This window comes from Rickettsiella grylli, from assembly GCF_000168295.1.
Lineage (GTDB): Bacteria > Pseudomonadota > Gammaproteobacteria > Diplorickettsiales > Diplorickettsiaceae > Aquirickettsiella > Aquirickettsiella grylli.
Genome location: NZ_AAQJ02000001.1, coordinates 91,431 through 116,449 on the forward strand (window position 1 = coordinate 91,431; position 25,019 = coordinate 116,449).

Genomic DNA, 25,019 nt, shown 5'->3' on the forward strand with positions numbered 1-25,019 from the left:
GAACGATTCTAAATGCCGAGGTGGTGGAATGGTAGACACGCAAGTTTCAGGTATTTGTGGGGTAAAACCCGTGGAGGTTCGAGTCCTCTTCTCGGCACCATTCGAAGAATAATTTAACAAAAAATTATCGTTGTGAACCGTTCATAACCAGACTGATGACGTTGCGTATGTTAAGTGTTCCTTGAAAAGCGAGGGACAAAAAACGTGGTATTTTAGGGAATGTCAGTTTTAATAAATTAAATTATTTTTAGTTATATCGCATGTTGAGTGCATCACCGCCCCTCTACGACATTCATCAAACTTTTGAAGAAAACTTCAATAATCCTTCTATCTCAGTAACGCCAACCCTTCGAATTTGGCCAGATAAAACACAGTGGGTTTCTTTTCTAGGTTATTCTTTGGCCTCAAAAATTGGCGTGGCCGCATGTGCTGTAACAACGGGTAAGGGCATTGCATTATTAGCACAGCTTGGCTTTGATATATTGACTTATAAAACCATACGTTGCAAAGCGTACCCTACACATCCTTTACCTAATATTGTTCCTATTCAGGTTGACAAACAATTCGATTATTCAGATTTGGACGAAGTGGTATCGACAAAAAAAATAATTGAAATAAATAATAAAATAGCTATTAGCAATTCTTTTGGTAATGGATGTTTGGAACCTCGTGTCGTGATGCAAGATATTGCTTTTTCAAAAAGCGCCTTAGTGGACGGTCAAGTATTGATTGTATCCGTCTATGGCGAAGGTCATTCACTGTCAGCAATGTCACAAGATTTTATGACCGCAGCGTTAATGGCTAAAGAAGCCGGTGCCGATATTATCGAACTCAATTTCTCATGTCCTAATTTAATGAAATCAGATGAGCCACTTTATCGAAATATGGACTGTGTTTCTCAAATAACAACACGTGTTGTGAAATGCGTCGGTGATATTCCTCTATTATTAAAAATAGGCTTCATTCATGAGCATGAGTTCCCGTTAAAATTATTAATTTCTGCTGCACGCGCAGGCGTAAGAGGAATAAGTGCTATCAATTCAATCAGTATGCGTGTATTGAATCAAAACCATCGTCCTGCGTTTGGAAAAAGAATATATAGTGGGATTTCAGGTTATCCAATTCGTCGGTTAGCATTGCAAAGTGTTAAGAAATTAACCCAAATTAATCAAAAAGAAAAACTAAATTTAACTATTGTAGGGATGGGGGGCATTACTGTAGCTGAACATTTTGATGAATTTTTTGATAGGGGTGCCGATGCTGTGCTATCAGCAACAGGTGTGATGTGGAATCCCTATCTTGCAATGCAATTTCATCAACAGTCATGATCATGAAGAAATTAGTTTCCGCACAATTAGTATTAAAAACAGGTGAGCGTTTTTTAGGATACACTCAATCGACTCAAACTTTCGAAGTTTCGGGTGAAGTTATTTTTAACACAGGGATGTTAGGTTATGTTGAGTCATTAACTGATCCTTCTTATGCGGGTCAAATATTATGCTTTACGTATCCTTTGATTGGGAATTATGGCGTTTCTGCGCCAACGACGTGGGAATCTAACAGAATTCAAGTGAAGAGCGTTGTCGTTTCTGAACTCGCTACATTTTATTCAAATTGTACCAGTCAACATTCATTACTGAGTTGGTTTGAAAATGAAAATATACCTTTTATTGCTGGAGTGGATACACGCGCTTTAACCCATTGTTTAAGAGAGAATGGCGTAACGACAGGAATTATTACTCAATTCAATAAGCCACAATATGATTTTATTGAATTTGATGCGATTGACTGGGTAAAACAAGTGACTATTCGTCAGCCGATTAATTACGGTACAGGTAGAAAAAAAGTTATTGTCGTTGATTGTGGTCTGAAAGAAAATATTTTACGTTGTTTATTAAAGTTTCCGATAAAAATTAAGCGGGTTCCTTATGATTACGATTATAGTCAAGAGAATTTTGATGGTGTTTTTATTTCCAATGGTCCAGGTGATCCCCAATTGTGTAAAAAAACAATAACCATTTTAAGAAAAGCGTTAGAAAAAAAGAAACCTTGTTTTGGTATTTGCTTAGGTACTCAATTAATGGCCTTAGCCGCGGGGGCTAAAACCTATAAATTAATTTTTGGTCATCGTTCTCAAAATCAGCCCTGCGTTTATTTACCAACACAACGATGTTATTTGACGTCACAAAATCATGGTTATGCAGTGGATGAAAAAACATTGCCTCACCATTGGCGGGTATTGTTTCGAAATTTAAATGATGGAACGGTTGCAGGAATTGAACATAAAAAAGCACCTTTTTTTTCTGTCCAATTTCACCCTGAAGCAGCACCAGGGCCTACAGATACGCAGTGGTTATTTGAACGTTTCTATCGCACCTTATAAAAATTATGAAAAAAAAACCAATTAAATTTAGAAAAATTTTGATTTTGGGATCAGGTGGGCTCCGTATAGGTCAAGCGGGCGAGTTTGATTATTCAGGCTCACAGGCTATTAAAGCATTAAAAGAAGAAAAAATTACTTCGGTATTAATCAATCCAAATATTGCTACCGTGCAAACGGACCCCCATTTAGCGAACAAAATCTACTTGCAACCCTTAAATTTGGATACCGTTCAACGAATTATTAGTAAAGAAAAACCCGATGGAATTTTATTGGGGTTTGGTGGCCAAACAGCACTTAATTTAGGTTTGGATTTAGAGGAAAAAGGTCTATTAAAAAAATATAAAGTGACCGTATTAGGTACATCGGTTCTATCGATACGTCGAACAGAAGACAGGGATCTTTTTAAAGCCGTTTTAGAGCAAATTAACATTAAAACTCCGCTGAGTTTTGCAGTCCGAACAGTCTCTGAGGCATTGCAAGCAGCCGAAAAGATCGGTTATCCGATTATGTTACGTTCAGGTTTTTCTTTGGGGGGGTTAGGTTCTGGAAAAATTACTCATCGAGAAATGCTTGAACATCGTGCTCAAGAAAGCTTAGCGTCGGCCCCCCAAATTTTAATAGAAGAATATTTATTCGGATGGAAAGAATTTGAATATGAAATTGTTCGCGATCAAGAAGGGAATGCATTAACTATTTGTAATATGGAAAATATGGATCCGATGGGTATTCATACCGGAGAAAGTATTGTTGTAGCCCCTGCACAGACCTTAAATAATGATCAACATCAGCACTTACGGACGATGGCTTTGCAAGTTGCTGAACACTTTAATATTATTGGCGAGTGTAATATTCAATTTGCGATTAACCCAAAAAATGGAGATTACCGTGTTATAGAAATGAATGCACGCTTATCTCGTTCGAGTGCATTAGCCTCTAAAGCAACAGGTTATCCTCTCGCCTTTATTGCCACTAAATTGGCATTGGGATACCGTTTGTGTGAAATAAAAAATAGTGTCACACAGGTCACCAGTGCTTTTTTTGAACCGGCCTTAGATTATATTGTCGTAAAAATTCCACGGTGGGATACGCATAAATTAAAGGCCGCTGAGCGAACCATTGGAACTGAAATGAAAAGTGTTGGTGAAGTAATGGCAATCGGTCGTTCTTTTTCTGAAGCGCTACAAAAAGCAGTGGGTATGTTGAATAAAGGCGTTACGTGTTTAATGGATTATCCAGAAAAAATTGATAATCCCCGTCAAGAAATCCAATGTGCGACAGATAGGCGTTTATTTGCCTTGTATCAATTTTTTAAAAGGGGAGGTTCGATTTCTCAAGCGGAGCGTTTATCACAGATTAATTTTTGGTTTTTGGCTCAAATTCATCAACTGACAGAATTAGAAAAAAAGTTAAATGTGAATAAATTAGATAAAAATCTTTTTCGCCAGCTAAAACAAGCGGGTTTTTCAGATCGTTTTATTGCTAAAGCAAAAAAAAAATCGATAAAACAAATACGAGCATTACGTTTAAACTATGGCATTATCCCTTTTGTGAAGCAAATAGATACATTGGCGGGAGAATTTATCGCCCATACTAATTATCTTTATCTCAGTTATCATGCCATTGAACATGATATTTCTCCTGCCAAGCGCCGACCTATTATTGTATTAGGTTCTGGACCTTACTCGATTGGATCATCGGTCGAATTTGATTGGTGTGCGGTTAATACGGCACACACGTTGCGTCGTTTGAATGAAACGACCGTTATTATCAATTCGAATCCTGAAACAGTTTCAACAGATTATGATGAGTCTGATCGTTTGTATTTTGAACAGCTCACATTTGAACGGGTACAAGATATTTTAGAGTTTGAATCAGCAAAAGGGATCATTGTTTCGGTCGGCGGACAGATTGCCAATAATTTGGCAGTACCGTTAGCGAAAGCAGGTTATCAGTTATTGGGTACGGATCCGAGGTTTATTGATCAAGCTGAAAATCGAGAAAAATTTTCTGCTTTGTTAACGAAACTCAACATTGATCAACCGGCCTGGGAAAGCATTACCAATTTAAGAAAAGCAAAAATTTTTTCAGCGAAGGTGGGCTATCCAGTTTTAATTAGACCTTCCTATATTTTATCTGGTTCTGCAATGAACGTCGTTTTTGATCCAGAATCTTTGGAGCATCATTTACAGGCTGCGGCACATGTTTCACACGATCATCCCGTTGTGGTCTCTAAATTTGTTCAAGAAGCAAAAGAATTAGAAATTGATGGTGTTGCGAAGCAGGGTGAGATCGTGATTGAAGCCATTTCAGAACATATCGAAAATGCAGGCGTTCATTCTGGAGATGCAACGGTGGTATTACCTCCCCAAAAGTTATATTTGGAAACCATACGACGCACTAAAAAAATTGCGCGTAAAATTGTAAAAGCATTACATATAACGGGCCCATTCAATATACAATTTATCGCTAAAAATAATGCTATTCAGGTTATTGAATGTAATTTGCGCGCGTCCCGTTCTTTTCCGTTCGTTTCAAAAGTCACAGGCCATAATTTTATACACATAGCGACCGAAGTGATGCTGAATAAACACCAACCCAAACAGTATGAAACTTTAGAACTTGATTATGTGGGCGTCAAAGCAGCACAATTTTCCTATAATCGTTTAAAAGGATCTAATCCTGTTGCCCAAGTTGAGATGGCCTCAACAGGAGAAGTAGCTTGCATTGCTGAGAATTTAATAGAAGCTTTTTATAAGGCATGGCTCGCAACGGATCAAAATGTTACAGAAAAGAAAATTTTATTAAGTATCTCGGATAACTACAAACTTAAACTCCTACCGTGGATAAGACATTTAGATGATCACGATTGGCTTATTTACAGCACGGAAGGGACACACCGGTTTTTATCACAGCATGGAATTGCCTCTTATTTTGTGAACAAGACAAGCGAAATTAAAAAACCCAATATTAGGGATTTAATTTCACAACGCAGAATAGCAACAATCATTAATATACCGAGTTCTATGACAGGGTTACAACAAACCGATGGTTTTTTAATTCGTCGTTTGGCAATTGATCATCATGTTCCATTAATTACGAATGCACAGATTGCATTGATCGTTTTACAGTGTTTAGTTCATTTATGGAATAAAAGATTACCGATAGAATCTTGGCAAAATTTAGTGCTCAAAAAAGAATAAATAATGAGCGTATTAAAAAACACAGTGAAGGATTTTTGATAGACATCCGTATATAATTTAGAGAAAAACTGACTGGGTTTAAAATGATTAAAAAAGATATTATATCCATTCGTGATCTTTCTTTGAATGAAATTAATGTGATATTAAACTTAGCAAAAAAAATAAAAAAAAATTCACCAAAGAAATATTTGATCGGAAAAATAATTGCACATTGTTTTTTCGAGCCATCCACACGAACACGTTTATCGTTTGAAACAGCGACTTTACAGTTAGGCGGGCACGTTATCGGATTTTCCGATAGCGAATGTCTTTCCATTAAAAAGGGTGAAGATTTACAAGATACAATCAAAACAATTTCTTGTTATGCCGATCTGATTATTTTGCGACATTCATTTGAAGGCGCGGCGCGTTTGGCGGCTGAAATTTCTGATAAGCCTATTATTAATGCTGGAGATGGTGCAAATCAACATCCTACTCAGGCGTTAACTGATTTATTTACGCTAAAAGAAGCACAAGGCAATTTAGAGGGATTATCGATTGCATTAGTCGGCGATTTGAAATATGGACGAACGATTCACTCTTTAGTGCAGTTGTGTGGTTTATTTAATATGCGTTTATTTTTAATATCTCCCGGGTTGTTACCGTTGCCAGAAACAATAGCAAATGAATTAAAATATAAAGGTATTCGATTTTCTTTCCATACTCATTTAGAGGAGGTGATTTCTAAAGTAGATGTTTTATATATGACCCGATTACAACATGAACGATTTACTTCATCCGAAAATCAGCTCTATATAAACCAATGTACTCTGACCGAGGATAAATTAAAAAAAGCGAAACCTAATTTGAATATATTACATCCTTTACCCCGAGGAAAGGAGATGGATAAATCAATTGATGAGACGCATTTTGCGTTATATTTTAAACAAGTTGCTAATGCAGTTTATGTGAGACAGGCTATTCTAGCGCTGATATTGGATAAAAAATTTAAGTTTTAAATCGATTTTTGGATGAAAACATGATCAAAACGCGTTCCGTTTCAGCCATTAAAAATGGGGTTGTTATCGATCATATACCTCCCGGACAATCACTCAAAATTATGCGTTTATTACATGTAATCAACGGTAAACAACGCGTGACCTTAGGATTGAATTTGCGGAGTACGTCTTTAAAATTAAAAGATTTAATTAAAATTGAAAATCGATTGCTTACGTCCGGAGAAGTTGATCACGTGGCTGTTTTCGCGCCTGGCGCAACGATTAACCGAATTAAAAATTTTAAAGTGAGTCATAAAATAAAATGTGAATTACCCCATGTTATACGCGATATTTTAGTTTGTCCTAATTTAAATTGCATAACCCACGTAGAAAAAAAGAGTTATTTTGAATTAGAAGGATCGTCCAATCAATTTAAACTACGCTGTTTTTATTGTGAAAAATTATTTGAACGCGGTGAAGTTGAAGAGATTTGTTTATGATTCAAATAAAAAATGTATGTACTCCAGAAAATAAACGAAAAAATATTGTTATAGAGAGCGATCAAAATATTATCATAGACGCAGAACATCTTCTTGTATTCCCTGGACTCATTGATCCACACGTCCATTTTCGCACGCCAGGATTGGAATACAAGGAAAATTGGACAACAGCTGCTAAGGCAAGTATCAAAGGCGGCTATACAACGGTTTTCGATATGCCGAATACATTGCCCCCTACGATAACCAAAGAAGCCTTAATAGAAAAAAAAGCGCTTATTGATAAACAGTTAAAAGCAATAGGAATTCCCCTTCGTTATCATTTATTTTTTGGTGCGGACAAACACCATTTACATGAAATAAAAAAAGTAAACGATAAGGTTATTGGTATAAAAGTTTTTATGGGGTGTAGTACTGGGGGCTTAGTGATTGATGATGAAGAAAGTCTGCATGCTATTTTTAAATTAGCTGCCAAAGAGAATATGCTCGTTGCCGTTCATGCCGAAGATGAAGTGCGTTTAAAAGAAAATAGGAAGAAATTTAGGGATGTACAATCCTACTCGATTCATTCTGAAATTCGTGATGAATCAGCGGCGATAATCGCAGTAAAAAAAGCAATTCAGCTTGTTCGTTTATACAAAACACGATTATATATTTTGCACGTGAGCACACGCCAAGAAATTGATTTAATTGCGCAAGCAAAAGAAGAAGGCCTCCCGATTTTCGCAGAAACAACACCACACCATTTATTTTTAAATGTTAATGATTATCCCGATTTAGCCGGAAAGGCGATAATGAATCCACCGTTGCGGTCTTCAGAACATCAGAGAGCATTATTTTCGGCAATAAAATTAGGAATTATTGATACAATAGGCTCCGATCATGCGCCGCATACACAAGAAGAAAAGGCCAAACCGTATGGATTATGCCCATCGGGGGTACCGGGCATAGAAACAGCGTTACCACTCCTATTAGAGGCATATCACCAAGATTTAATCACCTTAACAGATATTGTCAATTTAACGTCTTATCGCGCAAAAAAAATATTCCATTTAACCCAGTGCCACGATGATTATGTATTAGTGGATTTATCGTTAGGAAAAAAAGTTCAAGAAAAGTATCTGAGTACAAAATGCCAATGGTCGCCCTTTAGAGGACGTTTTTTGAGAGGTTGGCCCGTGATAACGATATTAAAAGGCCGCATTTATGACCTCAGCAAGATGACCTAATGAGGAGTTTAATTTATTTTTGGATATATTTTGTTAATCCTTTTTTAAAGCAAATCAGTGCTTTAAAAGGTTCTTCTGTATCTTCAAATAATTGACCTAATTCCAAATAAACCTCGGCATTCGACGGATCGTAATTTAAACTTTTTTCGAGATAATCCTGAGCTTTTCCCCATAATTTTCTATGCCGACACAGCCGACCTAAGCTTAATAAAAGATAAGGATCGCTTGGATGTTTTTTTAGCCATTTTTCTGTGATGGCTAACTGGTGTGTCGGATTAGGACTTTTAATCAGGCTATAAGTCGCAGCAAGCGGACCAAACCATTGTTTTTTTAACTGTTTTATGATTAATGATTCCGCTTTCGCGTCCTGATGATGGTTGATAAGACCTTGAATATAGTCGTTTAAAAGGAGAGGATCTTTTTTTATTTTAGGGGGTAAGTTATTCCATAGTTGCTCCAATGTTGCTAAATCGGAGGTATATTTTTCTTCGTTTAATAGGCCTTCATAACTTTCTTGTTGTAATTGTTGAAATTGATGACTCGATATCCAGGTCTTATTTTCCAGTTGAGGTAAAATTTTTAAAATAGAGTGCCAATGATGTGGTTTTTGATAAATGGAAGAAAAAAGACGTTGATCGGTTAGCATCGTTGTTTTCTCTAAACGCTTTTTCTCTAATTTTTGGTGCCATTGCTTTGGAAGCATGGATATAAATGTAAAGAAACGAATGAAATAATAAATTAAAATAAAACTAAAGCTGATGATTAAGACAGCAAGCCAAAGTGGCATTTCTAAAGCAAATTGATGCCATGAAATTAATAGATAACCTGGATCAGTGGTTAATTGAACGCCAATCCAAATTGAAAGCAAAAGAACAAATAAAAAAATTAAAAACCGATACATCAAGAGGATTCCTTTTGATTAGCGGTAACAGCAAAAGTAGTGTTCTGGGTTTTCTCAATCGTGGCAATGATTTCCAATAATGGGTTTAAATCAAGAAATGGAGATTGTAAATTGATTTGTTTTAATTGATTAATCGTTTGTAACACGGTTTGTGTCAGCGGCGAATCCGTTGAAAAATGTTCCATGATAACGGTTTGAAATTCCTGTAAACTCATTTGATAAATCATCGTCTCATGATGTATGAACGCCCATTGAACTTGTTGCAACAATAAATGTAGGTTTTGTTGCAAATAATGTTGTTCTATTTCGGGCAGTAATGGCTCTATTGGCTTGTTTAAGCGTCGAATGACAATTAATTGCCGAAAGCTATTTAGACTGTCTCGAAGTTTATGTTGCCATTTTTTTTCTGACGTGTTGTTGGCCTTGGACTCTGTGGATGGAACGAGAAGTGAATTTTTCGAGGGCAATAATGGTAGCCGAGAAACTTGTTTTTTTAATGTGTCTATCTGATTAAAAACAGCCGTTAAATCAGTAGAAGGCAACTCTTTTAAACGAATTAAATATTGACTCAATAATTGGCGAAGCTTTTCGAATTGAATATCTGAACTCATAATGGAACCTAATTGGTTATTCGCTAAGGTGAGGGCAGACAAAGCAGTGTTAATGTCATGAAAATAAATAAGATTGTATTGTGCTAATTGTATCAAATGATGCGCATTAGAGAGCAGAATACGATTATCGTGACTTGAAAATTTTTGTTCTATAAAATTTTCTAATTGCTTGACGCGTTGTTGTAAAGTATTGTTCTCCGCTTGATTTTTTAAAATCTGTGTCTGAAGCGAGGATTGTTGATTTTGATAATTTTTTATTTCATCTCTATTTTTTAACCATAAATAACTGAAGCCTACTAATAAACTTATCCAGGTGATGAGGAGTAATCCAATAGCAGCCCATGCCGTAAAACAGCGTTTCGATCGAGGCTTATTTTTTTTAAGTCTTTTTTCGGGTTCTTCTAAATGGGGTTGTGCTTCCATATCGGTTGCTCCTGCCAGGAAAACAGAGTATGTAGGATAGCGTCATGACTTGCATTATCCGCTATTAAAGGCAATTTGACAAAGCCTAATTTTTTTGCAATGACCGCCAATCGAGGACTAATGACAAGCATTTGTTTTTTAAATAAATGACTTTCCCAGCGCGGATGCAAGAGAGTGACCAAATTCTTGAGTCCTGTCCCCGAAGTACAAATAATGACATCAATGTCCTCCTGATTAGGAATACACTGTTTTTCAATAGCAGGCAGCTGTCTTTTATAAACAACAAGATTATTGACGCTGGCGCCGCGTGTTTTTAAATTTTTTATTAGATTTAAACGACCGCCTTGACCTTTTATGATTAGAATTTTTTTCCCTTTTATTGTTTGTAATATTGAGAGGTTTATGATGCCCATTCCCGTATAGTTTTTTTCAGGATGAAAATGGCTGGGTAAATGATGTTGTTTTAGTGCGGATACGGTGCCAAGGCCTGTAGCGATAGTTTTCGTACTACAAGGCCAATGGGGCCAAATAGCGTGAATAGACGGGGCTGTGTTAAAAACGGAGTTAGGGCTTATAAAAATAACAAAATGGTAGTGGTTAAGTTTTTTTAGTTCGGAATTTATTTTTTTTATATTCGGTACTTGATTAATTTCCAATGTTGGAAAATGAACAACGAAGCCACCACAATTTTGGATTTGAGTGGTTAATTCACTGGTTTGGTGTAAAGGCCGTGTTATAAGAACGCGTAAATTATATAAAGCCACCATCGTTATAAAATAATAGTATTTGTAGAGAGAATCAATGCTGATTTTAATCTCATGATTTAAAGGAGGACACCGGATTAAATCGAGATCTTTGCTTGGAAAGACAGGGTGGTATCATGTTAATATGATTGGATAAGCTAATTTCTACTGTGAGCGTTTCTGATCATTCATTTATCACGAATATTCTTTATTATCTATACTTTTTACCTCGGCGGATTATGAAATGATTTCTGGCTCCACGTTTTGAAATGTTGGAAACCGAACACGATAAGTGCGGTTCATCCACTAGAAATATTTTTATTTTATACGGATAACGAAAACGGATAACGAAAGCAAGCACTCTTTAGGGTTTTTATGTATTTTACACAGTTAGACGATTTAGGGTTGAAAAACAAACGGGTTCTTATACGAGAAGATTTTAATGTCCCTTTAGATAATGGCAAAATTACGAGTGATGCACGTATACGAGCAGCGTTACCCACTATTCAATATGCCTTAAAAAAAGGGGCAGCGGTCATTTTACTTTCCCATTTAGATAGACCTCCTGAAGGTAACATGACGCCTGAATTTTCTTTAGCGCCTATCGCAGTACGGTTAGGCCAGCTTTTGGGACAACCCGTTCGATTTATCACCCACTGGCTCGATGGATTTGAGATTACACCTGGAGAAGTAGTTTTATGTGAAAATGTGAGGTTTCAGCGTGGCGAAAAGAAAAACGATCCCATTTTAGCCAAGAAAATTGCACAATTAGGCGATATTTTTGTTATGGATGCATTTGCAACAGCGCATCGTGTTGAAGCGTCCACCGTGGGTGCTGCCCAGTTTTCACCCCAAGTTTGTGCTGGATTTTTGCTAACATCGGAATTAAATGCGTTGAGTGTAGGGTTGGAAAATCCTTCAAGGCCCTTATTAGCGATTGTCGGGGGATCAAAAGTTTCGACTAAATTAACGCTGTTATCTTCTTTACTCAATAAAGTAAATTTTTTAATGCTGGGTGGAGGAATCGCGAATACTTTTTTAGTGGCTCAAGGTTATTTTATAGGCCGATCGCTCTATGAACCAGCGCAGGTTCATAGAGCAAAAAGACTTTTAGATTTATCGAAAACATTGCACGTAAAAATCATATTACCTACTGATGTAATTGTGGCGAATGAAATTTCAAATCATGCAAAAACCGCGATTAGAAAGGTAACCCACATTAAAAATGAAGAAATGATTTTGGATATTGGACCTGAATCAATGAAGCAGTATACCGATTATGTAAACCGGTCAGCTTCTATTTTATGGAATGGTCCCCTTGGAGCTTTTGAATGGACACCCTTTCAGCAGGGAACGCGTTGTGTCAGCGAAGCCATTGCGAATAGCCCCGCGTTTTCTATCGCCGGGGGTGGCGATACCTTGGCAGCGATTGAAAAATATGGCGTTGCTCATAAACTTTCTTATATCTCTACAGGAGGAGGCGCTTTTCTTGAGTTTTTGGAAGGAAAAACGTTACCTATTCTCACTATTTTGCACAAACGGCAGAAGGAAAAACAACGATGAAACGGTTTAAACGAACGAAGATTGTCGCTACATTGGGTCCTGCTACCGATAGCGTAGCGGTTTTGCAAAAGATGATTGCGGCCGGTTTAGATGTTGTTCGATTAAATTTTTCTCATGGTAAAGCAGACGATCATATAAAACGTGCTGATTATGTTCGCAAATACGCAAAAGCTGCGAATCGAGAAATTGCTATTATGGCGGATTTACAAGGACCTAAAATTCGTATTTCGTGTTTTAAAAAAGGCGCTATTTTTTTAAAAAAAAATGCTTTATTTATTTTGGATGCTGATTTAGACGAAGAGGAAGGCGATGAATGTGTCGTCGGTATCGATTATAAAGAATTACCACGCGATGTGCATTCTGGAGATTCATTATTGCTTGACGATGGACGTATTGTATTAAAAGTTAAAAAAATTCAGAAAAATAAAATATTCTGTAGGGTTGAGGTCGGGGGAAAACTTTCTGATAATAAAGGAATTAATCGCAAAGGGGGAGGACTTTCAGCGATAGCATTAACTGAGAAGGATAAAAAAGATTTAAAAATCGCAGTTAAATTGGATGCAGATTATATTGCTATTTCTTTCCCACGCAGTGCAGCGGATATAAATTTAGCACGAAGTTTATTAAAAAAAGCGAAAGGTCATGCGGGTTTAATTGCAAAAATAGAACGGAGTGATGCTATTCCTGTTATTGACGAGATTATTCGCGCTTCTGATGCGGTTATGGTCGCTCGTGGTGATTTAGGCGTGGAAATCGGCGATGCAGAATTGCCTGCGGTCCAAAAACACATTATCCAACGGGCACGCTCATTAGATAAGGCCGTGATAACCGCCACACAGATGATGGAATCAATGATTCATAGCGCAATTCCAACCCGAGCCGAAGTTTTTGATGTTGCAAATGCGGTGTTAGATGGTACAGATGCGGTGATGCTCTCTGCAGAAACAGCCATTGGTGACCATCCGGCTTTAGTCGTTGAAGCAATGGCGCGTATTTGCTTAGGTGCAGAAAAGCAAGCAAAAACACGCATATCCCGACATCGTGTAGAATGCCAATTTTCCCGTCCCGATGAGGCCATTGCGATGGCGGCCATGTATACCGCCAATCATTATGATATTAAAGCGATTATTGCCTTAACTGAGTCAGGCGCGACTCCTTTATGGATGTCTCGAATTCGTTCTGGATTACCTATCTATGGGTTGGCGCATAACTTAAAAACGACGCGCCGATTAGCGTTGTATCGCGGCGTATATCCCTTGTATTTTAATATTGATGAACTGTGCCCAGAAAATATTGCTCATTTAGCGATTAAAGAATTAAAAAAACACAAAATTTTAAAAAAGGGAGAACACGTGTTAATTACGTACGGTGATTTGTTAAAAACAACAGGCGGCACTAATACGTTAAAAATTTTAGAAGTGGATTAAAAAGGATAACTGAAGGGCTTTAAATTATTTTAATTTAATCTTTTGTTTTTTCATGCATTGATTACAAATACCATAAATAATAAGACTATGGTCAGTCATCTGGTAATTCGCTTTTTTGGTTACCATTTTCTGACGTTGCTCGATGATTTTATCCACAAATTCATCAACTCTTCCACATTTAATGCAAACTAAATGATCATGGTGATGCCCTTGATTCAACTCAAATACAGAATGAGCATCCTCAAAATTTTGACGCTTGACCAAACCGGCTCGCTCAAACTGTGTTAATACGCGGTAAACAGTCGCTAAACCAATGTCTTCACCCGATTCCAATAAAATTTTGTAAACATCTTCAGCACTCAAATGACGGGTTTTAGTTTGTTCAAGTAACTCAAGGATTTTCATTCGGGGACCCGTTACTTTTAAACCCGCTTCGCGTAATTGTTGATTATCCATTAGACTCTCTCTAAACTCCTCGATGAGTCATTGTATCGAATGACGTTAAGTTTCAGCTTATGATTTTATTTAAATGATATTTTTATGAAAAAGCTATTGTTAAGTTTGTTGTTAACGCTCATGATTGCTGGCTGTCATATCGTTTATCGACACGATATTCAGCAAGGAAATATACTACAGCAGTCTACCATAGACCAACTACATCTCGGTATGACGAGGGAGCAAGTTTACTATCTATTAGGCAGTTGTATACTGGAATCTCCATTTCAAGCAAATCGGAAAGATTATATTTATTACGTACAACCCGGACATGGAGAGCCTATTCAACGACGTATTACGCTTATTTTTTCTAATAATCGATTGCAACACATAGACCAATCAGCACTTCATTAAAATCCATTAAGGAAATGCGACCTAACGATAAGGGGACGTTTTTTGTTTTTGAGCGCGATTCACTCTTATTTTTTTAGGATCGATTAAAAGTGGTTGATAAATTTCTATTCGATCTCCTGCGTTTATTGGCGTGTCCAACGTGCATAATTTACCAAAAATTCCGACTTTATTTTTTTTGAAATGAATTTGAGGAAAATGGAGTAAAATCCCTGAAAGTTTTATGGCTGCTAGGATACACGTGTTGGGAGGAACTAAAATAGAGATGATTTTTTCTCCAGAACGATCAGCAAAAACAACATCAACCTGAAAAAATGGCATTGTTATACTACCGTTGAGTGAATATAACGTCCAAATGGACGGTCTCCATAAACCTGTTTGGCTCGTTTAAAAAAGGCGTCTACTAAAGTATTGGCGACTTTCTCAAAAATAGGTGAAAAAGCAAGCGCGAGTAAAGGTGTAGAAAATTCGAACTCGAGGTTCAAATTGATTTTAGAGCCGCGTGGTGTCGCTTCAAAAGACCAATATCCTTCTAAATGTTTAAAGGGGCCGTTTATAAGACTAATTTCAATCAATTTATTTTTTTGCATACGATTCGATGTGGTAAAACTTTTAGAGAATCCTCCTCCTTTTAAGGTTAATTGAGCCTTTAGACTATCCTCATCCTGGCTGATAACATGACTTGCTGTACACCAAGGAAGAAATTCACTATATTTCTCAACCTGACTTACGAGATTATACATCTCTGAAACATCATAAGGTACTTCTAAGGAATGTTTAATAATTGGCATAGGTTTTATTAAAGGCGACTATCATGGGTAGGTTTGCTATGCTTGGTTTTTGTTATGATTGTTAGCAGGTTTTAAGTATATACCATGAATTCTAAGAAAGCATTGCAAGAGGCAACAATTGCATTAAATAGACGTGCGCGTCACGATTATTTTGTTGAACAGTCTACTGAAGCTGGATTGGTTTTACAGGGTTGGGAAGTCAAAAGTCTGCGGAGTGGGCGCGCTCAATTGACAGAAAGCTACGTTGTCATTAAAAATGGTGAAGCATGGCTCTTAGGCTGTCATATTACCCCAATATCAACGGTATCAACCCACCATAGCCATCCAGATTCTACACGCACACGTAAGCTTTTACTCAATGAACGAGAACTCAATAAGCTTTCCGGGTGCATTATGAGAAAAGGATATACACTGATTGCTTTAAAACTGTACTGGAAAAATAATCGAGTTAAATTAGAAGTAGGTTTAGCGAAAGGTAAACAGGCCCATGATAAACGAGCAAGTCTCAAAGAAAAAGATTGGAAAAGAGAAAAATTACGGTTGGGCCGTTATTCAATGTAGGTGAAATACTTACTATTTTTTTTGAGGAGATAACAGAAAGCCTGCGATAAATGGGTTATAATAGGTACTTGGGGGCGATCTGGCTTCGACGTCGGTTACAAACCCTAAGGTGCATGTCGAGGATGCAACTTTGCCTCGTTAATCATGTTGTAAATCTATAGTTGCAAACGATGCTAACTATAACGCTAAAAACGTTGCTATTGCTGCCTAATCCGTAGTTAATTCGTAACGTTGGTGCTGTCTAAACAACAGCCGGCGCCATGAACTCCATAGGCTTGTATATCGGAGGGAATGGTCAACATTGACAAGCTCGTAGTCTAGCCCCTTCTGAGGCGAAAACTACTAAAATCAATCAGAATCGTCGATTAGTTCCCTGTCAATCGGAAATAGATCGATTAAACTTAAAGATTGTACTAAACATGTAGTGCCGAAGGCAGCGGGCTTGCGGACGTGGGTTCAATTCCCACCGCCTCCACCAGATTTTCCTTTTATAAACAGCATTGAATACTGAACGAAGGTTAAGTCGCTTATTTAATGCGCTAAAAAAGCTAAATTGTGTAGCAACTGACCGAGCTTCCTAGTGACAACCTTCTTAAAAAAGAATAGACTACCGGGCCCGTTAGAAAAACATGATTAATATTTATGGAAAACCTGGTTGTTGTTGTCCTAGGCCTTAATGAAAATCAGTTTACTGATCAAATATTTCGAATGGTTTCCCATAGCGGTTGCCATATAATTGATGCGCGTGTCAATACGACCGCTAAACATGTGATGATGATCTTGTTGATTGGGGGGGCTTGGAATACGATTGCTCGGTTTGAGACACTGATTAAAAAATATGAAGGTCAAGTTTTAGTTGAACGTACACAAGTTCGTGGTGCTCAACTGGACAGCCTCCCTTACTCTTCTTACATTGTGGCGCCTGATACTCCCCATGCTTTAGTTACTATTATTCGTTTTTTATCCGAGCAGCAGGTAACGCTGTATAATCTCCATGTAGAATCTTATAAAGCCCCAATAACCGAAGCGGCTATGCTAGGAATTACATTATCATTTGGTTTCCCCGCTCAACCGCCGCATTTAATTGCCGATTTTCGCGAACATTTTATTGTATTTTGTGATGAAAATAATTTTGATGTGGCAATGGAACCTCAAAAGAACTAGTTTTTATTGAATGGATATCATTTATCATTATGGTCATTCTAAATAAGCGAGCCCCTCAATTTAGTTTACCTGCTACCGGAGGTAAGCGAGTGAGTTTAAAAGATTTAATAGGAAAGAATGTTGTGTTGTATTTTTATCCTAAAGACTGTACTTCAGGATGTACACAGGAAGGAAAAGATTTTACTAAAAATTATAAAAAATTTTCCTCTTTAAATACTGTAATTTTAGGGATATCACGAGATAGTTTAAAACTTCATGAAAAATTTAAATTAGAATATCAATTTCCTTTTGAGCTATTATCAGATACTGACGAAAAAGTATGTCAATTATATGGAGTGTTAAAAGAAAAAATGATGTATGGAAAAAAAATTCGAGGGATAGAGCGAAGTACTTTTTTAATTGATAAGTTAGGAATTTTACGTCAAGAATGGAGAAAAGTGAAAGTGGTTGGACATGTCGATGCCATATTGCAGGCTGTGGGTGAGTTAAGTCATCGTGGGTGTTAGCATAATATGTTGTTTTTATTACCTGCTTTTTTGCAGGAAATGACATTTAAAATAGCATTGACTACACTGGCTAACGGTATCGCAAAGAATACCCCCCAGAATCCGAGTAAGCCACCAAATACGAGTACAGCAATAATGATCGTTACGGGGTGCAAATTAACCGCTTCAGAAAATAAAAGAGGAACTAATACATTAGCGTCTAATGTGATAATTAAAGTATAGATTGCGACCAAATAGGCAAAATGCGCCGTCCATCCCCATTCTAAAAACCCAATAATAAGCACTGGAATAGTCACCATCACTGCGCCTATATAAGGAATAATGACAGATACTCCCACTAAGACGCTCAGTAATATGGCATATTGCAGGCCCAGAATAGCAAATGAAAGATAAGTTATTATCCAGACTATAAGCATTTCTAAAGCTTTTCCTCGCACATAATTGCCTGTTTGAGTAAGCACTTCTGTCCAAACTTGAGAAATTAATCGTCGTTTTTCAGGTAAATATCGACTTAGCCAGCCGATTATTTTTTTTTCATCAAGCAGAAAAAAATAAACTAATAAAGGGACTAATACAAAATAAATGGCAAATGCAATGACATTCGGAATATAACCTAAAGAAGCGGATAATAATAATTGACCTGAGTGGGTTAGTTGAGATTTAAATTGTAAAATCCATTCTTGAATTTGGTTTACAGAGGTATAACCGGGGTATCGAGTAGGGAGATATAAGAGAAGTGCTTGGCCTTTTGCCACCATTGCGGGTAATTCAGCAATTAAATTATTTAATTGACGGAACAATAGAGGTAATAAACCTACAATTCCAATGATAACCAAACTTACAAAACTAATATAAACACCTAAAACTGCGGCGATGCGGGGTAAGTGAAGCTTTTCTAAAGAATGGATTGGCCACTGTAATAAATAAGCGATAACAATACTGACAAATACAGGAGCTAAAATTTTCCCTAAGGAAGCAAAAACAATAATAATAAATAGTAGAAATAGCCATAAAATAGCTAACTCTGGGTCAAAAATATACCGATTAAGCCAGTTTTTAACGAGCTGTAACATAGCACTATTACTTCACTGAAGTGTGAGTTAAGAGGAGTTTATTGAACAGAAGAATTAAAGTCAAAAAAAGCATCAGCTTATTTTGAATTTTTTTCGGATTATTCCCATTCGATGGTTGCAGGCGGTTTTCCTGAAATATCATAAACAACGCGAGAAATTCCATGTACTTCATTAATAATGCGATTTGATATGGTTTCAAGCAGCGAGTGAGGCAAATTAGCCCACCGAGCCGTCATAAAATCGGTCGTTTCTATGGCGCGAATCGCAATAATTGGCGCATATTGACGGGTATCACCAATAACACCCACTGAATTAATCGGTAAAAAAACACAAAATGCTTGACTTATTTTATGGTAATAATTCTGCTTGCGAAGCTCTTCAATTAAAATCAAGTCGGCTTTGCGTAGCAAGTCTACCTTTTCGTGGGTTACTTCACCCAGTATTCGAATCGCTAATCCAGGGCCCGGGAAAGGGTGTTTATAGACGAGCTCAGGGGGTAAACCTAATTCTATGCCTAGTTCACACACTTCATCCTTAAATAATTCGCGTAGGGGTTCCAATAACTTGAGCTTCAGTGTATCTGGAAGCCCACCGACATTATGGTGAGATTTAATGGCATGTGCTTTTTGCGTGATTGTCCCCGCTGATTCAATGACATCTGAATAAATCGTTCCTTGCGCAAGCCAAGCAATATCTTTATGTTTGCTGGCTTCAGACTCAAATATTTCAACGAACAAATTACCAATCGCTTTACGCTTTTCCTCAGGATCAGTGATGCCTTTTAATGTGTTTATAAAGCGCAGAGAAGCGTCAATTTTTACCACTGAAATCTGCATATCATCTGCTAAGGCCTGTATCGTTGAATCTTTGTCTGTGATGCGAAGTAAGCCTGTATTCACAAAAACACACAGTAATTGCTTGCCAATTGCTTTATGCAGTAAAGCAGCTAATACCGTTGAGTCAACACCACCCGAAAGTGCGAGCAAAACTTTTTCTTTACCAACGTTTGTTCTTATTTCAGCAATTTCATGTTCCAAAATTTCAGGGGCGGTCCAGCTCGGTTGACAACGACAAATTTTTTCCACAAAGCGCGCTAATATTTTCTTCCCTTGATACGTATGCGTTACTTCGGGGTGAAATTGCAAGCCATAGAATTGACGAATGGGACAAGCCATACCAGCAATAGGAGTATTGGGTGTACTTAATATAACGACAAATCCAGGAGGAACTTGTTCAACATGATCGCCATGGCTCATCCAGACATCGAGTAAGGCAGTCTCTTCATTTTTTGCATTGTCACGCAAATCAGTTAATAAATGAGTTTGTGTAGTGATTAAGCCTTGAGCATAACCGAATTCTCGATTTGTGCAGGAAACAACTTTACCTCCGAGCTGTTCAGCCATCGTTTGCATACCATAACAGATGCCTAAAACGGGACACCCTAAAGTAAACACAATTTCTGGAGCGCGCGGTGTTGTCATGGATGTAACGGTCTCAGGTCCACCCGATAAAATAATTCCTTTAGGTGCAAACGCTAAAATTTTAGATTCTGAAACATCATAGGGATAAATTTCACAATAAATATGTAATTCACGAATGCGCCTTGCAATTAATGGCGTATACTGCGAGCCAAAATCGAGAATTAATATACGTTCTTTTGGAATTGTCATCTTAAGCTATGCTCCATTTTTATTCGAAATTAATTTTAAAGATTTATAAAAATGCTAATTATTACTAATCATTGATTATAGATTTTCAATGTTCACGATAATAATTAGGGGCTTCTTTAGTAATGGTCACATTGTGAACATGACTTTCTCTTATCCCTGCAGTGGTTAGTTTTATAAATTGTGCCTTTTTATGGAGATCGGTGATATCGGCACTCCCGGTATAGCCCATACCGGCCCTAACGCCACCTAATAAGTGATGAATCACTGTTTGCAGGGGCCCTTTGTAAGGTATCCTTCCTTCTATTCCTTCGGGCACTAGTTTATTGGGTTCTAACGTTTCCTGAAAGTAACGATCAGATGATCCTTGTTGCATGGCGCCCAAGGATCCCATCCCTCGATAAGCCTTATAGGGCTGACTTTGGTAAAGCTCTATTTCTCCAGGCGCTTCTTCAGTTCCTGCGAATAAACTGCCTATCATAACGGCGTGAGCACCCGCCGCTAATGCTTTACACAGATCGCCTGAATAACGAATCCCACCATCTGCAATCAACGTTGTCGGTTTTCCCTTTAAGGCGGAAGAAACATTCATGATGGCAGTAATTTGAGGGACGCCTACACCGGTCACGATCCGCGTTGTACAGATAGAACCTGGTCCTACCCCTATCTTAATTGCATCCGCACCGGCGTCGACCAAAGCGAGTGCGGCATCAGCGGTTGCAATATTTCCTGCAATAAGATCAACATGGGGATACTCTGTTTTTAACCACTTAACCATATCAATAACTGTTTGAGCATAACCATGAGCGGTGTCAATGCAGATGAGATCAGCTCCGGTTTCAATTAAAGCGATTGCACGTTTCTTCGCATTCATACCGACACCAATAGCGGCACCTACGCATAATTGGCCACGTTGATCTTTTGTTGCAAAGGGTTTTTCTTTGGTTTTTTGCAGATCTTTAGCGGTTATTAATCCACGACAGTGAAATTTTTCGTCGACAATTAATATTTTTTCTAAACGATGGTGATTTAACAACGCGATAATTTCTTTAGGGGAGGTGTGTTCTTTCGCGGTAACGAGTTTTTCTTGAGGAGTCATTACTTCAGAAGCAGATTTATCTAAGTTTTCTTCATATCGTATATCGCGATGCGTGACTATCCCGACTAAGCAATTGTTTTGGATAACGGGTATTCCTGAAATTGAATAAGTTACCATTAATTGAAGTAGTTCACGCAATGTTGTTTCTGGGGCAATGGTAATTGGGTTTCTTACTATCCCATTTTCAAAATTTTTCACTTTTCTAATTTGTTGAGTTTGTGCTTCAATCGACATATTTTTATGGATAATCCCTAATCCTCCCTCTTGAGCGAGGGCGATTGCAAGTTTTGCTTCAGTGACTGTATCCATTGCTGCGGAGATTAAGGGTATTTTTAAGTTTATCTTAGAAGTTAACTGTGTTTCTAATGTCACCTCTTTAGGTGAAACTTTTGAATGATCGGGAAGTAATAGAACATCGTCAAACGTTAAGCCTTCTTGAATCATTTTCATAAGTGCAAATACTAAAAATTAAATAAAATTGCGTAGAAGGTACCTTATAGCCCCTTTTAAGTCCAGTCGTCGTAAAACAAAACACGCATTCAATGGGATAAACAGTGAGTCGCAGTGTATAAAAGTGAAGGTTTAATGGTTGATGAGGTTGATGAAGCGTGGATAACGGGGAGTAATACTATTCTTTCATGGAAAAACCATGGGCGAATTATGAAGGGAAAACGGATTGAATAAGGTTAGTATTTTAAGTCTTTACATGCTATAAATGAGTAGTATTTTATCACATTTTTTGATCAGACTAAGAATCGAATAAAGCTATTTTACTGAGTCTTTTGGAATTTTTATGTTTCCACTTTATGGAGCTCATGAAAAACCACTTGTCATTGCTCATCGTGGGGGGGCAGGATTGTGGCCTGAAAATACTTTATTTGCATTACAGAAGGCAGCAACGTTGGGAGCAGATTTGAGTGAAATTGATATCCATATGTCGAGGGATGGTGTTTTAGTTGCGATTCACGATGAAACGGTTGATCGCACAACAGATGCCAAAGGATTAGTAAAAGAGCTTACTTTGGCAGAGTTAAAAAAACTAGATGCGGGTTATCGCTGGACCAATGATGAAGGCCGCACTTTTCCTTTTAGAGGGCAAGGAATTAAAATTCCAAGTTTAAATGAGATTTTTTCTGCGTTTCCAAACGAAAGTATAATGATAGAGGTAAAGCAGAACGGCCCACCGATCATTGCTACATTAAGAGCACTGATAAATGGTCACAATAAAGCGAAACACGTATTGGTGTCTGCTTTTAATTCCCGCACAATGAAAGTAATGCGTAAACTTTGTCCGCATATGGCTACCGCAGCAACACAAGTCGAGATGGAATGTTTCTCTAAATTGAGTCAATTATTTTTTACCCGCCCATTTTCACTATCGGCTGCTGCCCTAGAGGTTCCTTATAAGAAAGTGACTGCCCATTTAATAAAAGCCGCGCATAAAAAAAATATACGCGTAGACGCATGGACTGTGAACGAAACGAAAGAGATGGAAAGGTTGTTCGCTTTAGAAGTTGATGGGATATTAACCGATTTTCCCGATAGAATGATTAATTTGCTCAATAAGGTATAAATAGCGAATAAGCCCCTCACTGCAGATGAGAGAAGAACCTTAAGAATTGTAAGCCTTTTGATGACGAAAATTTTAATGGTTTCGTTTTAAATTCTCCATGCGTGGAAAGCTCGTTTTTATGACTGCGCGATGGACCTAAAAGCCTATAGTGCCCCGTCATTAAGTCTGTATAATAGCGTTCTCATTCTTGAAAATAGCTCATTGATAAAATAAAAGCGAGAGGTATTTATGACGATTCAAAGAACGCTTTCTATTATAAAACCCGATGCGGTTAAAAAAAACCTAATCGGTAAAATTACGACCATTTTTGAAAATGCGGGGCTAAAAGTTATTGCCGCACGTATGACGCTTTTAAAGCGAGAACACGCTGAAAAATTTTATGAAATCCATAAAAATAGACCTTTTTTCAATGAATTAATTGATTTCATCTGCCAAGGGCCTGTAATGATACAGGTTTTAGAAGGTCCCGACGCTATCCTAAAAAATCGTGAACTGATGGGGGCGACTGATCCTAAACAAGCATCTCCCGGTACTATTCGTGCCCTTTTTGCTGAAAATGTCAGCAAAAATGCAGTTCATGGCTCTGACAGCATTGCGACAGCCCAACAAGAAATCGCGTTCTTTTTTACGCCCGACCAGTGCTTTGGCAGCATGACACATGATTAAACCACTTAAAAATTTACTGGATTACGACAAAGTAGAAATGGAGCTTTTTTTCCAAGAATTGGGAGAAAAGTCCTTTCGAGCCCAGCAGGCTTTAAAATGGATCCACCAAGAGGGAATCACGGATATCGACAAAATGAGTAATTTCAGTAAGTCTTTACGTAGCCGGTTGAAAACAATCGCGCAGATCGATTTACCGGAGATTATTATTGAAAAAAAATCTGAAGATGGAACAAAAAAATGGTTGTTGCGACTGACCGATGCGAACTGTGTCGAAACAGTGTTTATACCTGAGAGGGGTCGAGGGACGTTATGTGTGTCTTCACAAGTTGGGTGCGCATTAAATTGCAGTTTTTGTTCCACTGCACAACAAGGATTTAATCGGAATTTAACGGTGGCCGAAATTATAGGACAAGTATGGTTAGCCGTACGTTGTTTATCTCGGGATTCTTTACGTCATGATCATACGGTGAGTAATATTGTGATGATGGGCATGGGCGAACCTTTGCTTAATTTTGATTCGGTTGTTAAAGCAATGAATCTTATGATGGATGATTTTGGTTATGGTTTTTCTAAACGACGAGTGACTTTAAGCACATCGGGTGTTGTGCCTGCGTTGCGACGCTTGTCTAAGGCGAGTGAGGTTTCACTCGCAATATCGCTACATGCACCGAACGATGAGTTGAGAGATCGTTTAGTCCCTATCAATAAAAAATACCCTCTTTCAGAACTATTAGAAGTTTGTCGAAATTATTTTAGGAGTGAGCATCGAAGACGGGTAACCATGGAGTATGTCATGCTGGAAGGGATAAATGATCAACCCGAGCATGCGCGACAATTAATTAAAATTTTAGAAGGTATTCCTGTTAAAATAAATTTAATTCCATTTAATCCATTTCCTTTTGCGCGCTATCGACGTTCTTCTCAAATAACAATAGAACGTTTTAAAAGTATTTTAGTAAAAGCAGGGCTTAATACCATCACTCGAAAAACGAGAGGCGAGGATATCGATGCGGCCTGCGGTCAGTTAGTGGGTTATGTTCACGATAGGAGTTATCATAAACGACATCAAAAAGCGGTTTCTACTTCGATTCAATCAATAGTGCCCATTTAATAGGCTTA

24 protein-coding genes, 1 tRNA gene and 1 other RNA gene are annotated in these 25,019 nt (G+C 37.7%); 17 read left to right on the forward strand and 9 right to left on the reverse strand.

Going from position 1 to position 25,019, the window contains the following annotated elements:
* Positions 1 to 14: 14 nt before the first annotated feature.
* The 7 genes from RICGR_RS00450 to RICGR_RS00480 all read left to right on the forward strand — a co-directional run bounded on the left by RICGR_RS00450 (position 15) and on the right by RICGR_RS00480 (position 8,286).
* A tRNA-Leu gene (locus RICGR_RS00450) sits at positions 15 to 100 on the forward strand.
* A 160-nt stretch (positions 101 to 260) separates the two neighbouring features.
* A complete protein-coding gene (locus RICGR_RS00455; RefSeq protein ID WP_006034830.1) occupies positions 261 to 1,328 on the forward strand; it encodes a tRNA-dihydrouridine synthase in 1,068 nt (355 codons plus the stop codon).
* Positions 1,329 to 1,330: 2 nt separating this feature from the next.
* Positions 1,331 to 2,383, forward strand: a complete 1,053-nt coding sequence (gene carA, locus RICGR_RS00460) for a glutamine-hydrolyzing carbamoyl-phosphate synthase small subunit (protein WP_040615301.1) — start codon at positions 1,331 to 1,333, stop codon at positions 2,381 to 2,383.
* A gap of 5 nt (positions 2,384 to 2,388) precedes the next feature.
* Complete coding sequence (gene carB, locus RICGR_RS00465; protein WP_040615051.1) at positions 2,389 to 5,583, forward strand: carbamoyl-phosphate synthase (glutamine-hydrolyzing) large subunit; 3,195 nt, start codon at positions 2,389 to 2,391, stop codon at positions 5,581 to 5,583.
* An 83-nt stretch (positions 5,584 to 5,666) separates the two neighbouring features.
* Positions 5,667 to 6,581 (forward strand): aspartate carbamoyltransferase, encoded by a 915-nt coding sequence (gene pyrB, locus RICGR_RS00470; protein WP_006035265.1) that lies wholly within the window; start codon positions 5,667 to 5,669, stop codon positions 6,579 to 6,581.
* Between the two features lie 20 nt (positions 6,582 to 6,601).
* On the forward strand, positions 6,602 to 7,060 hold the full coding sequence (gene pyrI, locus RICGR_RS00475; RefSeq protein WP_006034998.1) for an aspartate carbamoyltransferase regulatory subunit: 459 nt from the start codon (positions 6,602 to 6,604) through the stop codon (positions 7,058 to 7,060).
* The gene (locus RICGR_RS00480; RefSeq protein WP_006035530.1) at positions 7,057 to 8,286 is read left to right on the forward strand and encodes a dihydroorotase; all 1,230 of its coding nucleotides are present in this window, start codon (positions 7,057 to 7,059) and stop codon (positions 8,284 to 8,286) included. Before pyrI ends, RICGR_RS00480 begins: the two co-directional genes overlap by 4 nt.
* A gap of 13 nt (positions 8,287 to 8,299) precedes the next feature.
* On the opposite strand, the gene RICGR_RS07360 is transcribed toward RICGR_RS00480, so the two are convergent.
* The 3 genes from RICGR_RS07360 to RICGR_RS00495 are packed head-to-tail and all read right to left on the reverse strand — an operon-like array spanning position 8,300 to position 10,988.
* Complete coding sequence (locus RICGR_RS07360) at positions 8,300 to 9,187, reverse strand: heme biosynthesis HemY N-terminal domain-containing protein (protein ID WP_006035229.1); 888 nt, start codon at positions 9,185 to 9,187, stop codon at positions 8,300 to 8,302.
* Entirely contained in the window at positions 9,187 to 10,221 is a 1,035-nt protein-coding gene (locus tag RICGR_RS00490) for a uroporphyrinogen-III C-methyltransferase (protein ID WP_006035673.1), read from the reverse strand. The genes RICGR_RS07360 and RICGR_RS00490 overlap by 1 nt, the downstream gene beginning before the upstream one ends.
* Entirely contained in the window at positions 10,200 to 10,988 is a 789-nt protein-coding gene (locus tag RICGR_RS00495) for a uroporphyrinogen-III synthase (protein WP_006035041.1), read from the reverse strand. Before RICGR_RS00495 ends, RICGR_RS00490 begins: the two co-directional genes overlap by 22 nt.
* A gap of 351 nt (positions 10,989 to 11,339) precedes the next feature.
* Between RICGR_RS00495 and RICGR_RS00500 the strand changes: the two genes are divergently transcribed.
* Both RICGR_RS00500 and pyk read left to right on the forward strand, forming a co-directional pair.
* A complete protein-coding gene (locus tag RICGR_RS00500) occupies positions 11,340 to 12,527 on the forward strand; it encodes a phosphoglycerate kinase (protein WP_006035990.1) in 1,188 nt (395 codons plus the stop codon).
* A complete protein-coding gene (pyk, locus tag RICGR_RS00505) occupies positions 12,524 to 13,954 on the forward strand; it encodes a pyruvate kinase (RefSeq protein WP_006035408.1) in 1,431 nt (476 codons plus the stop codon). The genes RICGR_RS00500 and pyk overlap by 4 nt, the downstream gene beginning before the upstream one ends.
* A 24-nt stretch (positions 13,955 to 13,978) precedes the next feature.
* On the opposite strand, the gene fur is transcribed toward pyk, so the two are convergent.
* Positions 13,979 to 14,410: a ferric iron uptake transcriptional regulator gene (gene fur, locus RICGR_RS00510; protein ID WP_006035854.1), complete on the reverse strand. Its 432-nt coding sequence runs from the start codon at positions 14,408 to 14,410 to the stop codon at positions 13,979 to 13,981.
* 84 nt (positions 14,411 to 14,494) lie between these two features.
* Here fur and RICGR_RS00515 point away from each other — a divergent pair, with 84 nt between their 5' ends.
* Positions 14,495 to 14,803, forward strand: coding sequence for an outer membrane protein assembly factor BamE (locus RICGR_RS00515; RefSeq protein ID WP_006035268.1), 309 nt, complete (start codon positions 14,495 to 14,497; stop codon positions 14,801 to 14,803).
* 21 nt (positions 14,804 to 14,824) lie between these two features.
* On the opposite strand, the gene RICGR_RS00520 is transcribed toward RICGR_RS00515, so the two are convergent.
* Together RICGR_RS00520 and RICGR_RS00525 are read right to left on the reverse strand one after the other, a co-directional pair.
* Positions 14,825 to 15,121 carry an RnfH family protein gene (locus RICGR_RS00520; RefSeq protein WP_006034907.1) on the reverse strand — a complete coding sequence of 99 codons (297 nt, stop codon included), beginning with the start codon at positions 15,119 to 15,121 and terminating at the stop codon, positions 14,825 to 14,827.
* A 2-nt stretch (positions 15,122 to 15,123) separates the two neighbouring features.
* Positions 15,124 to 15,591, reverse strand: coding sequence for a type II toxin-antitoxin system RatA family toxin (locus RICGR_RS00525; protein ID WP_006035832.1), 468 nt, complete (start codon positions 15,589 to 15,591; stop codon positions 15,124 to 15,126).
* Positions 15,592 to 15,675: 84 nt separating this feature from the next.
* Between RICGR_RS00525 and smpB the strand changes: the two genes are divergently transcribed.
* From smpB to RICGR_RS00540, 4 genes are all read left to right on the forward strand, one after another.
* Positions 15,676 to 16,152: an SsrA-binding protein SmpB gene (gene smpB, locus RICGR_RS00530; protein ID WP_006034651.1), complete on the forward strand. Its 477-nt coding sequence runs from the start codon at positions 15,676 to 15,678 to the stop codon at positions 16,150 to 16,152.
* 70 nt (positions 16,153 to 16,222) lie between these two features.
* Positions 16,223 to 16,630: a transfer-messenger RNA gene (ssrA, locus tag RICGR_RS07595) on the forward strand.
* 164 nt (positions 16,631 to 16,794) lie between these two features.
* Positions 16,795 to 17,316, forward strand: coding sequence for a glycine cleavage system transcriptional repressor (locus tag RICGR_RS00535; protein WP_006035853.1), 522 nt, complete (start codon positions 16,795 to 16,797; stop codon positions 17,314 to 17,316).
* Between the two features lie 29 nt (positions 17,317 to 17,345).
* The gene (locus RICGR_RS00540; protein WP_006035380.1) at positions 17,346 to 17,822 is read left to right on the forward strand and encodes a peroxiredoxin; all 477 of its coding nucleotides are present in this window, start codon (positions 17,346 to 17,348) and stop codon (positions 17,820 to 17,822) included.
* Here RICGR_RS00540 and RICGR_RS00545 read toward each other — a convergent pair.
* The 3 genes from RICGR_RS00545 to guaB all read right to left on the reverse strand — a co-directional run bounded on the left by RICGR_RS00545 (position 17,819) and on the right by guaB (position 22,111).
* Positions 17,819 to 18,895, reverse strand: a complete 1,077-nt coding sequence (locus RICGR_RS00545; RefSeq protein ID WP_006034769.1) for an AI-2E family transporter — start codon at positions 18,893 to 18,895, stop codon at positions 17,819 to 17,821. The two genes, RICGR_RS00540 and RICGR_RS00545, sit on opposite strands and share 4 nt — an antisense overlap.
* Before the next feature lie 98 nt (positions 18,896 to 18,993).
* Positions 18,994 to 20,565 (reverse strand): glutamine-hydrolyzing GMP synthase, encoded by a 1,572-nt coding sequence (guaA, locus tag RICGR_RS00550; RefSeq protein WP_006035525.1) that lies wholly within the window; start codon positions 20,563 to 20,565, stop codon positions 18,994 to 18,996.
* An 85-nt stretch (positions 20,566 to 20,650) separates the two neighbouring features.
* Positions 20,651 to 22,111, reverse strand: a complete 1,461-nt coding sequence (gene guaB / locus RICGR_RS00555; protein WP_006035072.1) for an IMP dehydrogenase — start codon at positions 22,109 to 22,111, stop codon at positions 20,651 to 20,653.
* Positions 22,112 to 22,454: 343 nt separating this feature from the next.
* Here guaB and RICGR_RS00560 point away from each other — a divergent pair, with 343 nt between their 5' ends.
* The 3 genes from RICGR_RS00560 (at position 22,455) to rlmN (ending at position 25,011) form a co-directional block, all read left to right on the forward strand.
* Positions 22,455 to 23,234 carry a glycerophosphodiester phosphodiesterase family protein gene (locus RICGR_RS00560; protein ID WP_006034949.1) on the forward strand — a complete coding sequence of 260 codons (780 nt, stop codon included), beginning with the start codon at positions 22,455 to 22,457 and terminating at the stop codon, positions 23,232 to 23,234.
* 228 nt (positions 23,235 to 23,462) lie between these two features.
* The gene (ndk, locus tag RICGR_RS00565) at positions 23,463 to 23,900 is read left to right on the forward strand and encodes a nucleoside-diphosphate kinase (RefSeq protein ID WP_006035208.1); all 438 of its coding nucleotides are present in this window, start codon (positions 23,463 to 23,465) and stop codon (positions 23,898 to 23,900) included.
* Complete coding sequence (rlmN, locus tag RICGR_RS00570) at positions 23,893 to 25,011, forward strand: dual-specificity RNA methyltransferase RlmN (protein WP_006034771.1); 1,119 nt, start codon at positions 23,893 to 23,895, stop codon at positions 25,009 to 25,011. Before ndk ends, rlmN begins: the two co-directional genes overlap by 8 nt.
* Positions 25,012 to 25,019: the final 8 nt, after the last annotated feature.

Coding starts and splice junctions, on each gene's coding strand:
- RICGR_RS00455 (WP_006034830.1), top strand. CDS start 261: ATGTTGAGTGCATCACCGCCCCTCTACGACATTCATCAAACTTTTGAA.
- carA (WP_040615301.1), top strand. CDS start 1,331: ATGAAGAAATTAGTTTCCGCACAATTAGTATTAAAAACAGGTGAGCGT.
- carB (WP_040615051.1), top strand. CDS start 2,389: ATGAAAAAAAAACCAATTAAATTTAGAAAAATTTTGATTTTGGGATCA.
- pyrB (WP_006035265.1), top strand. CDS start 5,667: ATGATTAAAAAAGATATTATATCCATTCGTGATCTTTCTTTGAATGAA.
- pyrI (WP_006034998.1), top strand. CDS start 6,602: ATGATCAAAACGCGTTCCGTTTCAGCCATTAAAAATGGGGTTGTTATC.
- RICGR_RS00480 (WP_006035530.1), top strand. CDS start 7,057: ATGATTCAAATAAAAAATGTATGTACTCCAGAAAATAAACGAAAAAAT.
- RICGR_RS07360 (WP_006035229.1), bottom strand. CDS start 9,187: ATGTATCGGTTTTTAATTTTTTTATTTGTTCTTTTGCTTTCAATTTGG.
- RICGR_RS00490 (WP_006035673.1), bottom strand. CDS start 10,221: ATGGAAGCACAACCCCATTTAGAAGAACCCGAAAAAAGACTTAAAAAA.
- RICGR_RS00495 (WP_006035041.1), bottom strand. CDS start 10,988: ATGGTGGCTTTATATAATTTACGCGTTCTTATAACACGGCCTTTACAC.
- RICGR_RS00500 (WP_006035990.1), top strand. CDS start 11,340: ATGTATTTTACACAGTTAGACGATTTAGGGTTGAAAAACAAACGGGTT.
- pyk (WP_006035408.1), top strand. CDS start 12,524: ATGAAACGGTTTAAACGAACGAAGATTGTCGCTACATTGGGTCCTGCT.
- fur (WP_006035854.1), bottom strand. CDS start 14,410: ATGGATAATCAACAATTACGCGAAGCGGGTTTAAAAGTAACGGGTCCC.
- RICGR_RS00515 (WP_006035268.1), top strand. CDS start 14,495: ATGAAAAAGCTATTGTTAAGTTTGTTGTTAACGCTCATGATTGCTGGC.
- RICGR_RS00520 (WP_006034907.1), bottom strand. CDS start 15,121: ATGCCATTTTTTCAGGTTGATGTTGTTTTTGCTGATCGTTCTGGAGAA.
- RICGR_RS00525 (WP_006035832.1), bottom strand. CDS start 15,591: ATGCCAATTATTAAACATTCCTTAGAAGTACCTTATGATGTTTCAGAG.
- smpB (WP_006034651.1), top strand. CDS start 15,676: ATGAATTCTAAGAAAGCATTGCAAGAGGCAACAATTGCATTAAATAGA.
- RICGR_RS00535 (WP_006035853.1), top strand. CDS start 16,795: ATGGAAAACCTGGTTGTTGTTGTCCTAGGCCTTAATGAAAATCAGTTT.
- RICGR_RS00540 (WP_006035380.1), top strand. CDS start 17,346: ATGGTCATTCTAAATAAGCGAGCCCCTCAATTTAGTTTACCTGCTACC.
- RICGR_RS00545 (WP_006034769.1), bottom strand. CDS start 18,895: ATGTTACAGCTCGTTAAAAACTGGCTTAATCGGTATATTTTTGACCCA.
- guaA (WP_006035525.1), bottom strand. CDS start 20,565: ATGACAATTCCAAAAGAACGTATATTAATTCTCGATTTTGGCTCGCAG.
- guaB (WP_006035072.1), bottom strand. CDS start 22,111: ATGAAAATGATTCAAGAAGGCTTAACGTTTGACGATGTTCTATTACTT.
- RICGR_RS00560 (WP_006034949.1), top strand. CDS start 22,455: ATGTTTCCACTTTATGGAGCTCATGAAAAACCACTTGTCATTGCTCAT.
- ndk (WP_006035208.1), top strand. CDS start 23,463: ATGACGATTCAAAGAACGCTTTCTATTATAAAACCCGATGCGGTTAAA.
- rlmN (WP_006034771.1), top strand. CDS start 23,893: ATGATTAAACCACTTAAAAATTTACTGGATTACGACAAAGTAGAAATG.